The organism is Streptomyces sp. NPDC051636, from assembly GCF_044453765.1.
In the GTDB taxonomy this organism is placed as follows: Bacteria; Actinomycetota; Actinomycetes; order Streptomycetales; family Streptomycetaceae; genus Streptomyces.
In genome coordinates this window covers 13,365-28,908 of sequence record NZ_JBITDA010000035.1, presented here as the reverse complement: position 1 = coordinate 28,908, position 15,544 = coordinate 13,365, and the positions used below count along the sequence as shown (strand labels likewise).

The following is a 15,544-nucleotide window of genomic DNA, read 5'->3' as shown; positions in this document are numbered from 1 at the left end:
TCCTTCCTTCAGAGAGGACCAACAGCCCATGTGGGACGACCAGTTCGAGGGCACCGTCCGCCCTCACCTCGGCTTCCTCCCCGAGGACGCCCCCTTCACCGAGGACCTCGACCTGCGGGACGCCGGCCTCGACTCCCTCGGCATCGTCGACCTCCTCATCGAGCTCGAGAACGCCTACGAGGTCAAGTTCACCGACGACGCCCTGTCCATGGAGACGTTCAGCACCCCCGGCGCGCTCTGGCGCACCCTCTCCGGTCTGCGCACCGCGGCCGTGAGCTGACGGCCGCTCACCCCCCATCCTCCTTCCTTCCCTCCCGCTCCTCTCCCACAGGTGGACGAACCGCATGTCGAATGAGTCGAACGAACAGAAGCTCCTCGACTACCTCAAGAGGGCCACGACCGAACTGCGTGACACCCGCAGGAGGCTGCGCGAGGAGGAGGAGAAGCAGTACGAGCCGATCGCCATCGTCGGCATGGCGTGCCGCTACCCCGGCGGGGTCACCTCCCCGGAGGACCTGTGGAACCTGCTCGCCGCCGGCGGCGACGCCATCACCCCGTTCCCCACGGACCGCGGCTGGGACGTCGCCGGCCTGTACGACCCCGACCCGGGCGCCCCCGGCAAGACGTACTCCGTCGAGGGCGGCTTCCTCGACGGCGCCGCCGACTTCGACGCGGAATTCTTCGGCATCAGCCCGCGCGAGGCGCTGGCGACGGACCCGCAGCAGCGGCTGCTGCTGGAGACGTCCTGGGAGGCGTTCGAGCGGGCCGGGATCGACCCGGCCGCCCTGCGGGGCAGCGCCACCGGTGTCTTCGCCGGCGTCATGTACCACGACTACGGCGCCCACCTTCACCATGTCCCCCAGGACATCTCCGCCTTCCTCGGCAACGGCAGCGCCGCGAGCGTCGTCTCCGGCCGGGTGTCGTACGCGCTGGGCCTGGAGGGTCCGGCGGTGACGGTGGACACGGCGTGCTCGTCGTCGCTGGTCGCCGTGCACCTGGCGGCGCAGGCGCTGCGGGGCGGCGAGTGCTCGCTGGCGCTGGCCGGCGGGGTGACGGTGATGTCGACTCCGGACACGTTCGTGGACTTCAGCCGTCAGCGGGGTCTTGCGGCGGACGGCCGCTGCAAGCCGTTCGCCGAGGCCGCGGACGGTACGGGGTGGGGCGAGGGTGTCGGTGTCCTGGTCCTGGAGCGGCTGTCGGACGCCCGCCGCAACGGGCACCGCGTGCTCGCGGTCGTGCGCGGCTCGGCGGTCAACCAGGACGGCGCCAGCAGCCAGCTGACCGCGCCGAACGGGCCGTCCCAGCAGCGGGTCATCCGGCAGGCCCTCGCCTCGGCCCGCCTCACCGCCCAGCAGGTCGACGCGGTGGAGGCGCACGGCACGGGCACCAGGCTCGGTGACCCGATCGAGGCGCAGGCGCTGCTGGCCACCTACGGGCAGGACCGTTCCCCGGACGCGCCGCTGTGGCTCGGGTCGGTCAAGTCCAACCTCGGCCACACGCAGGCCGCCGCGGGCGTCGCCGGGATCATCAAGATGGTCCTCGCCCTGCGGAACGAGGAACTGCCGCGCACCCTGCACGTGGACACCCCCTCTACCCACGTGGACTGGTCGGCGGGCGCGGTGGAGCTGCTGACGGAGGCCCGGCCGTGGCGGGCGGGGGAGCGGACCCGGCGTGCCGGTGTCTCCTCCTTCGGCATCAGCGGCACCAACGCCCACGTCATCGTGGAGGAGGCACCGGCCGAGGAGCCCGCGGAGGCCGTGGAGCCGGTGGCTCTGCCGGTGGTGCCGTGGATCGTCTCCGGCAAGACCGCCGAGGCGGCACGCGGACAGGCGGCACGGCTGCTCGGGTACGCGACGGCCCGCCCGGAGCTGGACCCGGCGGACGTGGGTTTCTCGCTGACGACTCAGCGGTCGGCGTTCGTGTACCGGGCGGGTGTGGCGGCCGGTGACCGGGAGGGGCTGCTGGCCGGGCTCGAGGCGGTCGCGAACGGTTCCGTGGTGCCGTCGGCGGCCGGGGGTTCGCTGGCGTTCCTGTTCACGGGCCAGGGCAGTCAGCGGCCTGGGATGGGCCGGGAGCTGTATGAGGCGTTCCCGGTGTTCGCGGCCGCGCTGGAGGAGGTGTGCGCGGCGCTGGACGTGTATCTGGAGCGTCCGCTGAGGGATGTGATGTTCGGCGGGGAAGGCCTGGACGAGACCGGTTACACGCAGCCCGCTCTCTTCGCCCTGGAAGTGGCCCTGTTCCGGCTGCTGGAGGCGTGGGGTGTGCGGCCGGATGTGCTGGCCGGGCATTCCATCGGTGAGCTGGCCGCCGCGCATGTGGCCGGGCTGTGGTCGCTGGAGGACGCGGCGAAGCTGGTGGCGGCTCGTGGCCGGCTGATGCAGCGGCTCCCGTCCGGGGGTGCGATGGCCGCCGTGCAGGCCACCGAGGACGACGTGCGCGCGGTGCTGCCCGAGGGCACGGGGATCGCCGCCGTCAACGGGCCGGTGTCGGTTGTCGTGTCCGGTCCGGAGGCGGGTGTGGAGGAGGTGGTCGCGCACTTCTCGGCGGCCGGCCGGAAGACGAAGAAGCTCACCGTCAGCCACGCCTTCCACTCCCCGCTGATGGAGCCGATGCTCGCCGAGTTCGAGCAGATCGCCGCCCAACTGGTCTACGACGAGCCGTCGTTGGCGATCGTGTCGACGCTGACGGGTGAGGTGGTGTCGTACGAGGATCTCGCCGACCCGTCGTACTGGGTCCGGCACGTCCGCGAGGCCGTCCGCTTCGCCGACGCCGTCACCACCCTCGACGGTCGAGGTGTGCGGAGCTTCCTGGAGCTCGGCCCGGACGCCGTACTCACCGCGATGGCCGCCGACACCGGCACGGAGGCCACGCTCGTCGCGGGGCTGCGCCGGGACCGGTCCGAGCCGCAGGCCCTGGTCGAGGCCTTGACCCGGCTTCCGTCGGTCGACTGGGCCGCCTACTTCGGCCCCGGCCGCCACGCCGTCGACCTGCCCACCTACCCCTTCCAGCACCAGCCGTACTGGCTCGACGCCTACGCGGGCGCGGCGCGCGGCGATGTCGTCGGCGCCGGGCAGACGGACGCCGGGCACCCGCTGCTGAGTGCGGCGGTGGAGCTGCCGGACTCCGACGGGGTGCTGTTCACCGGCCGGCTGTCCCCGGCCGTCCAGCCCTGGCTGGCCGAGCACGCGGTGCACGGGACCGTCGTACTGCCGGGCGCGGCCTTGGTGGAGATCGCCCTGCGGGCCGGGGACGAGGTTGGCCGCGGCACCGTCCGTGACCTGACCCTGCACGCCCCGCTCGTCGTACCGGCCGAGAGCGCCGTATCTCTTCGTGTCCGTGTGGGCGAGGGCGATGAGCCGAGCGTTGCCGTGCACTCCCGTCCGGAGGGTGAGGAGGCCTGGACGCTGCACGCCGAGGGTGTTCTCGCGGCCGAGGCCGTCCAGCCCGCCGCCGACCTCGGCGCCGCCTGGCCGCCGGCCGGTGCGGAGCCGGTGGACACCGCGAACCTGTACGAGGAACTGGCCGCGGCCGGACTGGAGTACGGTCCGCTCTTCCAGGGCGTCACCGCCGCCTGGCGCGCGGCGGACGGCACGTCGGTGTACGCCGAGGTCGCCCTCCCCGAGGGCACCGACACCGAGGGCTTCGGCATCCACCCCGCCCTGCTCGACGCCTCCCTGCACGCCATCACCCTGGCGCAGGAGGAAGGTTCCGCGGCTCAGCTGCCGTTCTCCTGGTCGGACGTCACCCTGCACGCCTCCGGCGCCTCGGCGCTGCGGGTGCGGATCGCGGACGCGGGCTCGGGCCACCGGCTCGACCTCGCCGACCCGGCCGGCTCCCCGGTGGCCACCGTCGGCACGCTTGCCCTGCGCGCCGCGGTGCCGGCGGAGACGGAGACGGGTGCCGTCCGTGACCTGTACCGGATCGACTGGATCCCGGTCTCGTCCGAGGCGACCGAGCCCACGGCGTCGTACACCGTCCTGCGGGCGGCCACCGCCGCCGATCTGCTGCCGCGGCTCCAGGCCCGCCTGGGCAGTGACCGGCCTCTGCTCGTCGTCACTCGCGGGGCCGGCACCGATCCCGAGCAGTCCGCCGTCCGCGGCCTCACCCGGGCCGCCCAGGCCGAGCATCCGGACCGGATCGTCCTGCTCGACGCCGACGGGGACATCCCCGAGCACCTGCCCACCGGTGAGCCGGAACTCGCTTACGCGGAAGGCAGGTTCACCACTCCGCGGCTCGCCCGCGAGACGGCGCCGGCGGACGGCTCCTGGTCCACGTCCGGCACCGTGTTGGTCACCGGCGGCACGGGCGGGCTCGGCGCGCTCACCGCGCGCCATCTCGTCACCGCCCACGGCGTGCGCAGCCTGCTGCTCACCAGCCGGCGCGGCGCCGACGCGCCCGGTGCCGCCGAACTCGCCGCCGAGCTGGCTCAGGCCGGCGCCCGGGTGGAGACCGTCGCCTGTGACGTCTCCGACCGGGACGCGCTGGCACGGCTGTTCGCGGCCCACGCGGACATCACGGCCGTCGTGCACACCGCGGGCGTGGTCGACGACGCGACCGTCGAGCACCTGGGCCCGGAGCGCCTGGAGTCGGTGTGGGCGCCGAAGGCGCGTGCGGCCCGGTACCTGCATGAGCTGACCGCCGACCGTGACCTCGACGCCTTCGTCCTCTACTCGTCCAGCGCGGCCACCTTCGACGGCACCGGACAGGCCAACTACGCCGCCGCCAACGCCTACCTGGACGCCCTCGCCGCCCAGCGGCAGGCGCAGGGGCTGCCCGGAGTGTCACTGGCCTGGGGGCTGTGGGACCCGTCGGTCGGCGGCATGGGCGCCGGTCTCACCGCGGCCGACATCGACCGCATGGCCCGGGTCGGCGTCCTGCCGCTCGACGCGGAGCGGGGCCTGGCTCTCCTGGACGCGGCCCTCGCCGGCTCCCCGCACGCCCACCTGCTCCCCGTCGTCATGGACGCCCGGGCCCTGGAACAGCGTGCCAGGCGCGGCGAACTGCCCCGCGTGCTGCACGGGCTCGTCCGTCCCTCCGCCGTGCGCAGGACCGTCGCGGCCGCCGGGGCGGCCTCGGCCGGAGACCTGGGCGCCCGCCTGGAGCGCCTGCCGGGCGCCGAGCGCACCCGCGTCCTGCTCGATCTCGTACGCCGCCACGTCGCGTCCGTCCTCGGTTTCGGCGGGGCGGGCGAGGTCGCGCCCGAGAAGCCGTTCAAGGAGTTCGGTTTCGACTCCCTCACGGCGGTCGAGTTCCGCAACCGGCTCGGCGCCGAGGCAGGCCTCCGGCTGCCCGCGACCCTCGTCTTCGACCATCCGACGCCGAGCGCGGTCGCGGGCTTCCTCGCCACCGAACTGGTCGGAGAGGCCAAGGAGTCCGACGCGGCGTCAGACCCGGCCGGCACGGCGTCGGCCGCCGACGGCGACCCCGTCGTGATCGTCGGCATGGCGTGCCGCTACCCCGGCGGGGTGAGCTCGCCGGAGGAGCTGTGGGCACTGCTCGCGGCGGGCGGTGACGCCGTCTCCGAGTTCCCGTCCGACCGGGGGCCGCAGTGGCAGGAGTCGTACGACCCCGACCCGGAGGCCGTCGGCAGGACCTACACGCGGTACGGCGGATTCCTCGCCGAGGCCGCCGAGTTCGACGCCGGTTTCTTCGGGATCAGCCCGCGCGAGGCGCTGGCGATGGACCCGCAGCACCGGCTGCTGCTGGAGACGTCCTGGGAGGCCTTCGAGCGCGCCGGGATCGACCCGGCCGCCGTGCGGGGCAGCGCCACCGGCGTCTTCACGGGCGTCATGTACCACGACTACGCCACCGTCCTGGAACGCTCCGCCCACCAGGACACCGAGGGCTTCATGGGCGTCGGCGGCAGCATCGCCTCCGGCCGGGTGTCGTACGCGCTGGGCCTGGAGGGTCCGGCGGTGACGGTGGACACGGCGTGCTCGTCGTCGCTGGTCGCCGTGCACCTGGCGGCGCAGGCGCTGCGGGGCGGCGAGTGCTCGCTGGCGCTGGCCGGCGGGGTGACGGTGATGTCGACTCCGGACACGTTCGTGGACTTCAGCCGTCAGCGGGGTCTTGCGGCGGACGGCCGCTGCAAGCCGTTCGCCCAGGCCGCGGACGGTACGGGGTGGGGCGAGGGTGTCGGTGTCCTGGTCCTGGAGCGGCTGTCGGACGCCCGCCGCAACGGGCACCGCGTGCTCGCGGTCGTGCGCGGCTCCGCGGTCAACCAGGACGGCGCCAGCAACGGCCTCACCGCCCCCAACGGCCCCTCTCAGCAGCGGGTGATCCGGCAGGCCCTGGCCGCCGCGCGGCTCACCCCGCAGCAGGTCGACGCGGTGGAGGCGCACGGCACGGGCACCAGGCTCGGTGACCCCATCGAGGCGCAGGCGCTGCTCGCCACCTACGGCCAGGACCGCGAGGAGCCCCTGTGGCTCGGGTCGGTCAAGTCCAACCTGGGGCACACCCAGGCCGCCGCGGGTGTCGCCGGGATCATCAAGACGGTCCTGGCCCTGCACAACGAGGAGCTGCCGCGCACCCTGAACGTCGACACCCCGTCCTCGCACGTGGACTGGTCGGCGGGCGCGGTGGAACTGCTGACGGAGGCCCGGCCGTGGCGGGCGGGGCAGCGGACCCGGCGTGCCGGTGTCTCCTCCTTCGGCATCAGCGGCACCAACGCCCACGTCATCGTGGAGGAGGCACCGGCCGAGGAGCCCGCGGAGGCCGTGGAGACCGCCGCGCTGCCCGTCGTGCCGTGGATCGTCTCCGGCAAGACCGCCGCGGCCGCGCGTGAGCAGGCTGTACGACTCCTGCGCTTCCTCGGCGACGGAACCGCGACCGACCCGGTCGACATCGCCTACTCGCTGACGACTCAGCGCTCGGCGTTCGCCTACCGTGCGGGTGTGGTGGCCGGTGACCGTGAAGGGCTGCTGGCCGGGCTCGAGGCGGTCGCGAACGGTTCCGTGGTGCCGTCGGCGGCCGGGGGTTCGCTGGCGTTCCTGTTCACGGGGCAGGGCAGCCAGCGGGCCGGGATGGGCCGGGAGCTGTATGAGGCGTTCCCGGTGTTCGCCGCCGCGCTGGAGGAGGTGTGCGCCGCGCTGGACGCGTATCTCGAACGCCCGCTGAAGGACGTCATGTTCGGCGGGGAGGGGCTGGACGAGACGGGTTACACGCAGCCGGCTCTCTTCGCTCTGGAAGTGGCCCTGTTCCGGCTGCTGGAGGCGTGGGGTGTGCGGCCGGATGTGCTGGCCGGGCATTCCATCGGTGAGCTGGCCGCCGCGCATGTGGCCGGGCTGTGGTCGCTGGAGGACGCGGCGAAGCTGGTGGCGGCTCGTGGCCGGTTGATGCAGCGGCTCCCGTCCGGGGGTGCGATGGCCGCCGTGCAGGCCACCGAGGACGACGTGCGCGCGGTGCTGCCCGAGGGCACGGGGATCGCCGCCGTCAACGGGCCGGTGTCGGTTGTCGTGTCCGGTCCGGAGGCGGGTGTGGAGGAGGTGGTCGCGCACTTCGCGGCGGCCGGCCGCAAGACGAAGAAGCTCACCGTCAGCCACGCCTTCCACTCCCCGCTGATGGAGCCGATGCTCGCCGAGTTCGAGCAGATCGCCGCCCAACTGGTCTATGACGAGCCGTCGTTGGCGATCGTGTCGACGCTGACGGGTGAGGTGGTGTCGTACGAGGATCTCGCCGACCCGTCGTACTGGGTCCGGCACGTCCGCGAGGCCGTCCGCTTCGCCGACGCCGTCACCACCCTCGACGGCCGGTGTGTCGGGACGTTCCTTGAGCTGGGCCCGGACGCCGTGCTGACCGCGATGGCCGCCGACACCGGCACGGAGGCCACGCTCGTCGCGGGGCTGCGCCGGGACCGGTCCGAGCCGCAGGCCCTGGTCGAGGCCTTGACCCGGCTTCCGTCGGTCGACTGGGCCGCCTACTTCGGCCCCGGCCGCCACGCCGTCGACCTGCCCACCTACCCCTTCCAGCACGAGAGCTACTGGCCCGTGCCCTCCTCGGGCAACGTGGGTGACGTGCGGGGCGCCGGAGTCGCCGCGGCGGGACACCCGCTGCTCGGTGCGATGGTCGAACTACCGGATGCGGAAGGGGTGTTGTTCACCGGTCGGCTGTCGTCGGCCACGCAGCCGTGGCTGGCCGAGCACGCGGTGAACGGCACGGTCGTCCTGCCCGGTGCCGCGCTCGTCGACATGGCGGTGCGGGCCGGGGACGAGGTTGGCCGCGGCACCGTCCGTGACCTGACCCTGCACGCCCCGCTCGTCGTACCGGCCGACCGCGCCGTGGACCTGCGGGCGCGCGTCGGCGGAGGTGACGAGCCGAGCGTTGCCGTGCACTCCCGTCCGGAGGGTGAGGAGGCCTGGACGCTGCACGCCGAGGGTGTTCTCGCGGCCGAGGCCGTCCAGCCCGCCGCCGACCTCGGCGCCGCCTGGCCGCCGGCCGGTGCGGAGCCGGTGGACACCGCGAACCTGTACGAGGAACTGGCCGCGGCCGGACTGGAGTACGGTCCGCTCTTCCAGGGCGTCACCGCCGCCTGGCGCGCGGCGGACGGCACGTCGGTGTACGCCGAGGTCGCCCTCCCCGAGGGCACCGACACCGAGGGCTTCGGCATCCACCCCGCCCTGCTCGACGCCTCCCTGCACGCCATCGGGCTGTGGCCGTCCGCCGACGCCTCGCGGGCGGAGCTGCCCTTCTCCTGGTCCGACGTCACCCTGCATGCCTCCGGGGCTTCGGCCCTGCGGGTGCGGATCACCAAGGAAGGGGCCGGTCAGCGACTGGAGCTGGCCGACCCCACCGGTACCCCGGTCGCCACCGTGGGCACGCTGGTTCTGCGCCCCCTGGCGGTCGCGGACAGCGGCGCGGTCCGCGATCTGTACCGGGTGGAGTGGACGCCGGTCGGTGTACAGGCGACCGAGGCCACGGCCCCGTACACGGTCCTGCGGGCCGACACCGCCGCCGACCTGCTCCCGCGGCTCCAGGCCGAGCTGGCGGGAGAGGAGCCCGTGCTGGTCGTCACCCGGGACGCACTCACCGACCCCGACCAGGCCGCCGTACGTGGCCTGGCCCGGGCCGCGCAGGCCGAGCACCCGGACCGGATCGTGCTCCTCGACACCAGCGGCGAGCTGCCTCCGTACATCCCTGCGGGCGAGCCCGAACTCGCTTACCTCGGTGGCCGGTTCCAGGCGCCGCGTCTGGCCCGGGAGACGGCCGCGGCCACCGCCGCCTGGCCCGCCGCCGGCACCACCCTCGTCACCGGCGGCACCGGCGGCCTCGGCGCGCTCATCGCGCGCCACCTGGTCACCGCCCACGGGGTCCGCGACATGCTGCTCACCAGCCGCCGTGGCCCCGCCGCACCCGGTGCCGCCGAACTCGCCGAGAGTCTCCGTGAGTTGGGCGCGGACGTGACGATCGAGGCCTGCGACGTCTCCGACCGGCACGCGGTCGCGGAGCTGCTGGACACGCACCCCGGCATCACCGCCGTCGTCCACACCGCCGGCATCCTCGACGACACGACGGTCGAACACCTCACCCCGGAGCGCCTGGACACCGTCTGGGCGCCGAAGGCCGAGGCCGCCCGGCACCTGCACGAACTGACCACCGACCGGAGCATCGCCGCCTTCGTCCTGTTCTCCTCCGCCGCCGGTTGCTTCGACGGCGTCGGCCAGGCCAACTACGCCGCCGCCAACGCCTACCTGGACGCCCTCGCCGCCCGGCGCCGGGCCGAGGGCCTGCCAGGGGTCTCACTCGGCTGGGGCCTGTGGGCCCCCGACGCCGGCGGCATGGGCGCCGGACTCACCGCGACCGACCTCGAGCGCATGGCGCGCGCGGGAGTCGGAGCCATCGGAGCAGAGGAGGGTACGGCCCTCTTCGACGCGGCGCTGGCAGCGGCGGAGAGCCGTCCGCACCTCGTCCCCGTCAAGCTCGACCTGGGCGCCTGGGACGCGGAGAACACCCCGGCCCTCCTGCGCGACCTGGTCCGGCCCCGGACCCGCCGTGCCGCACGGGCGTCGCTCGCGGCGGACGCCGGGCGTCCGTCCGGCACCACCCTCCAGGACCGACTGGCGGCCCTGCCCGACACCGCCGCCCGCCGCGAGCTGCTGCTCGACCTGGCCCGCAAGCATGCGGCGGCCGTGCTCGGCTTCTCCGGGGCGCACGCCGTGTCCACCGACGCGGCCTTCACCGAGCTGGGCTTCGACTCGCTCACCGCCGTCGAGTTCCGCAACGCGCTCGCCGCCGACACCGGCGTACGGCTGCCCGCCACGCTCGTCTTCGACTACCCGAGCCCGGGCGCCGTCGCCGACTACCTGCTGACCGAACTGGTCGGCCCCGATACCGGCGCTGACGCGGCTCAGGGCGCGGCCCTCGCTGTGACAGCCGCCACCGACGAGCCGATCGCGATCGTCGGCATGGCCTGCCGCTACCCCGGAAGCGTCAACTCGCCCGAGGACCTGTGGCAGTTGCTCGCCGCGGGCGGCGACGCCATCAGCCCGCTGCCCACCGATCGCGGCTGGGACGTCGCCGGCCTGTACGACCCCGACCCCGAAGCCGTCGGCAAGACGTACGCCCGCCACGGCGGATTCCTCGCCCAGGCCGCCGACTTCGACCCCGCGTTCTTCGGCATCAGCCCGCGCGAGGCGCTGGCCACCGACCCGCAGCACCGGCTGCTGCTGGAGACGTCCTGGGAGGCCTTCGAGCGGGCCGGGATCGACCCCGCCACCGTGCGCGGCAGCGCCACCGGCGTCTTCGCCGGCGTCATGTACAACGACTACGGCATCCGGCTCAACGGCTACCCGGCCGACCTGGAGGGCTACCTCGGCACCGGCAGCTCCGGCAGCGTCGCCTCGGGACGCGTCGCCTACGTCCTCGGCCTCGAGGGCCCGGCGGTCACCGTCGACACGGCCTGCTCGTCCTCCCTGGTCACCGTCCACCTGGCCGCGCAGGCGCTGCGCGGCGGCGAGTGCACACTGGCCCTGGCCGGCGGTGTCACCGTCATGGCGACACCGGAGACGTTCGTCGGCTTCAGCCGGCAGCGGGGGCTGGCCCCCGACGGCCGCTGCAAGCCGTTCGCCGAGGCCGCCGACGGCACCGGCTGGGGCGAGGGCGTCGGCATGCTCGTCCTCGAAAAGCTCTCCGACGCCCGCCGCAACGGCCACCGCGTGCTCGCGATCGTCCGCGGCTCGGCCATCAACCAGGACGGCGCCAGCAACGGTCTCACCGCCCCCAACGGCCCCTCCCAGCAGCGCGTCATCCGCCAGGCCCTGGCCGCCGCCCGGCTCACCCCGCAGCAGGTCGACGCGGTGGAGGCGCACGGCACGGGCACCAGGCTCGGTGACCCGATCGAGGCGCAGGCGCTGCTGGCCACCTACGGGCAGGACCGTTCCCCGGACGCGCCGCTCTGGCTCGGGTCGGTCAAGTCCAACCTGGGCCACACCCAGGCCGCCGCGGGCGTGGCCGGGATCATCAAGATGGTCCTCGCCCTGCGGAACGAGGAACTGCCGCGCACCCTGCACGTCGACACCCCCTCTACCCACGTGGACTGGTCGGCGGGCGCGGTGGAACTGCTGACCGAGACCCGGCCGTGGCGGGCGGGGGAGCGGACCCGGCGCGCCGGTGTCTCCTCCTTCGGTATCAGCGGCACCAACGCCCACGTGATCATCGAGGAGGCACCCGCCGAGGCCACCACCGAGCCGGACTCCTCGGCCCGCCGGCTGCCGGCCCTGCCATGGATCGTCTCCGGCAAGACGGCCGAGGCCGTCCGCGCCCAGGCCGCCCGCCTGCTCGACTTCGCCACGGAACACCCCGAGCTGGACTCCACGAACATCGCGGCCTCGCTCACCTCCCGCCGAGCCTCGTTCGCCTACCGGGCGGCCGCCGTGGCGGGCGACCGGGCGGGCCTGCTGGACGGACTGGAGGCCATCGCCGGTGGTGCGGTGACGCCGTTCGCCACGACGGGTTCGCCGGCGTTCCTGTTCACGGGGCAGGGCAGCCAGCGGCCCGGGATGGGCCGGGAGCTGTACGAGGCGTTCCCGGTGTTCGCCGCCGCGCTGGATGAGGTGTGCGCCGCGCTGGACGTGTATCTGGAGCGTCCGCTGAGGGATGTGATGTTCGGCGGGGAGGGGCTGGACGAGACCGGTTACACACAGCCCGCACTCTTCGCTCTGGAAGTGGCCCTGTTCCGGCTGCTGGAGGCGTGGGGTGTGCGGCCGGACGTGCTGGCCGGGCATTCCATCGGTGAGCTGGCCGCCGCGCATGTGGCCGGGTTGTGGTCGCTCGAAGACGCGGCGAAGCTGGTCGCTGCCCGTGGCCGTTTGATGCAGCGGCTCCCGGCGGGCGGCGCCATGGCCGCCGTGCAGGCCGCCGAGGAGGAGGTCCTGCCGGTGCTGCCCGAGGGCACCGGTGTCGCGGCCGTGAACGGGCCGTCCGCGATCGTCGTCTCCGGCCCGGAGGCGGGCGTGGACGAGGTCGTCGCGCACTTCGCGGCGGCCGGACGGAAGACGAAGAGGCTGACCGTCAGCCACGCGTTCCACTCGCCGCTTATGGAGCCGATGCTCGCCGAGTTCGAGCAGACCGCCGCACAACTCACCTACCGCGAGCCCAAGTACCCGATCGTCTCCACGCTGACGGGCCAGGCCGCCTCGTACGAGGAACTCTCGCAGCCGTCGTACTGGGTCCGGCACGTCCGTGAGGCCGTCCGCTTCGCCGACGCCGTCACCACCCTGGACGCCCAGGGCGTCGGGACGTTCCTGGAGCTGGGCCCCGACGCCGTACTCACCGCGATGGTGGCCGATCCCCGGGCGGTGGCGACCCTCCGCCGCGACCGCACCGAGCCCCAGGCCCTCGTCGAAGCCCTCACGCGCATGCCGGTGGTCGACTGGACCGCCTTCTTCGCGGAGACCGGCAGCCTGTCCGTCGACCTGCCCACCTACGCCTTCCAGCACGGGAGCTACTGGCTCGCGGACACGGGCGCGCGTACGGCCACGGGCTTCGGCCAGTCGGACGCCGGGCACCCGCTGCTGGGCGCGGCTGTGGAACTGCCGGATTCCGACGGGGTGTTGTTCACCGGCCGGCTGTCGCTCGCCACCCACGCCTGGCTGGCCGAGCACGCCGTGAACGGCACGGTCATCGTGCCCGGCGCCGCGCTCGTCGAGATCGCCGTACGCGCCGGTGACCAGGTCGGCCGTGGCACCGTCCGCGACCTGACCCTGCACGCCCCCCTCGTCGTACCGGCCGGTAGCGCTGTGGCTCTTCGCGTCCGCGTCGGCGAGGGCGACGAACCGGCGCTGACCGTCCACTCCCGCCCCGACGGCGCGGACACCTGGACCCTTCACGCCGAAGGCGTCCTCTCCGCCGGGACCGTCGAACCCGCCACCGACCTCACCGTCTGGCCCCCGGCCGGCGCCGACCCCGTCGACACCACCACCCTGTACGACGACCTGTCGGCCATGGGTCTGGAGTACGGCCCCCTCTTCCAGGGCGCCACGGCGGCCTGGCGGGGCGGGGACGACATCGTGTACGCCGAGGTCTCCCTCCCCGAGGGCACCGACACGGACGGGTACGGCATCCACCCGGCTCTCCTCGACGCCTCCCTGCACGCCATCAGCCTGCTGGAGGACCACGACGACACCGCTCGACTGCCGTTCTCGTGGACGGACTTCGCTCTGCACGCCACCGGCGCCCCGGCGCTGCGGGTCCGTATCGCACGAAGCGGCTCGGGGTTCCGGATCGACGCCGCCGACCTGGCCGGCTCCCCGGTGGTCAGTGTGGGGGCGCTGGCCCTGCGTCCGCTGGCGGCGGAGGCCGCGGGCGTCCGTGACCTGTACCGGGTCGACTGGGTTCCGGTCACCGGGGAGGCGAGCGAGCCGACGGCGTCGTACACGGTCCTCCAGGCTCCCACCGCCGCCGGTCTGCTGTCGCGGCTCCAGGCCCACCTGGAGGGCGAGGACAGCCTGCTCGTGGTCACCCGCGAGGCGGCCACCGACCCCGAGCAGTCCGCCATCCGTGGGCTGATCCGGGCCGCCCAGGCAGAACACCCCGAAAGGATCACCCTCCTCGACACGGCCGAGGGCCTGCCCGGGCGCATCCCGGCCGGCGAGCCCGAACTCGCCTACGCCGATGGCCGGTTCCAGGCGCCGCGCCTGGCCCGGGAGACGGCCGCGGCCACCGCCGCCTGGCCCGTCACCGGCACCACCCTCATCACCGGCGGCACCGGCGGCCTCGGCGCGCTCACCGCGCGCCATCTGGTCACCCGCCACGGTGTACGGAGCCTGCTGCTCACGAGCCGGCGGGGGCCGGACGCACCCGGCGCCGGGGAACTCGCCGCCGAACTGGAGGGTTTGGGCGCCCGGGTGGAGACCGTCGCCTGCGACGTCACCGACCGCACCGCCCTCGCCGGGCTCCTCGCCGCACACCCCGGCATCAGCGCCGTCGTCCACACCGCTGGCGTGGTGCGGGACGCGACGATCGCCTCGCTCACCCCTGAGGCGCTGGACGCCCTGCGGGCCCCCAAGGCCGACGCGGCCCGGCACCTGCACGAGCTGACGGCCGGGCACGAGCTGGAAGCCTTCGTGCTCTACTCCTCGGCCGCCGGTGTGCTGGGCGGCCCGGGACAGGGCGCCTACGCCGCCGCCAACGCCGCCCTGGACGCCCTCGCCGCCGAGCGGCGCGCCCAGGGGCTGCCCGCCACCTCGCTGGCGTGGGGGCTGTGGGCGCCGGAGGCCGGCGGAATGGGCGCCGCCCTCACCGAGGCCGACAGCGACCGCATGGCACGGTCCGGTGTCCGCCCCCTCGAGGTGGCGGAAGGCATGGCCCTGCTGGACGCCGCGGTCGCGGCGGACCGCGCGACGCTGGTTCCGGCCGGACTCGACCTGCCCGCGCTCGTCCGCACGGCGGGGGACCAGGTCCCGCCGTTGTTCGCCCAGTTGGTGCGGCCGGCCGCCGTACGCCGGTCCGCTGCCGCCGCCCGCACCGGGGCCGCGGGCGGACAGGAGCTGGCGCAGCGGCTGGCGGGGCTCGCCGGGCCCGACCGGCGGCGGCTGGTCCTCGACGTGGTCGAACGGCACGTCACCGCCGTCCTCGGTACGGCCGGCGGCGCCGGGGCCCCGGAGATCACGCCGGACAAGCCCTTCAAGGAACTCGGGTTCGACTCGCTCACCGCGGTCGAACTGCGCAACGCCCTGGGTGCGGAGGCGGGGGTGCGCCTGCCGGCGACGCTCGTCTTCGACTACCCGACCCCGGCCGAACTCGCCGGATTCCTGCTCGGGCAGCTGGTTCCCGAGGACGCCGCCGACACTGGCGACGCGGCGTACGAGGAGAGCGTGCGGGCGACCCTGCGGGCGATACCGCTGGCCCGGCTCAGGGACGCGGGCCTGCTGGACGCGCTGCTCGAACTCGCGGGCCACCGCCCCGAGTCCGCGGCGGCGCCCTTGTCGGCGGACGACCCGGCCGGCGAGGCCGGAGCGACCGTCGACGACATCGACGACATGGATGCAGAGAGCCTCATCTCGATGGCGCTCGAAGGATCGGACTTCTGATGACGCGGCTGACTACGCGT

General features: G+C 74.3%; 2 protein-coding genes. Both read left to right on the top strand.

What is annotated here, in order from left to right; translation table 11 throughout:
• Nucleotides 1-28: 28 nt before the first annotated feature.
• Nucleotides 29-280, top strand: a complete 252-nt coding sequence (locus tag ACIBBH_RS37470) for a phosphopantetheine-binding protein (RefSeq protein WP_399412595.1) — start codon at nt 29-31, stop codon at nt 278-280.
• 64 nt (nt 281-344) lie between these two features.
• On the top strand, nt 345-15,524 hold the full coding sequence (locus ACIBBH_RS37465; RefSeq protein ID WP_399412593.1) for an SDR family NAD(P)-dependent oxidoreductase: 15,180 nt from the start codon (nt 345-347) through the stop codon (nt 15,522-15,524).
• Nucleotides 15,525-15,544: the final 20 nt, after the last annotated feature.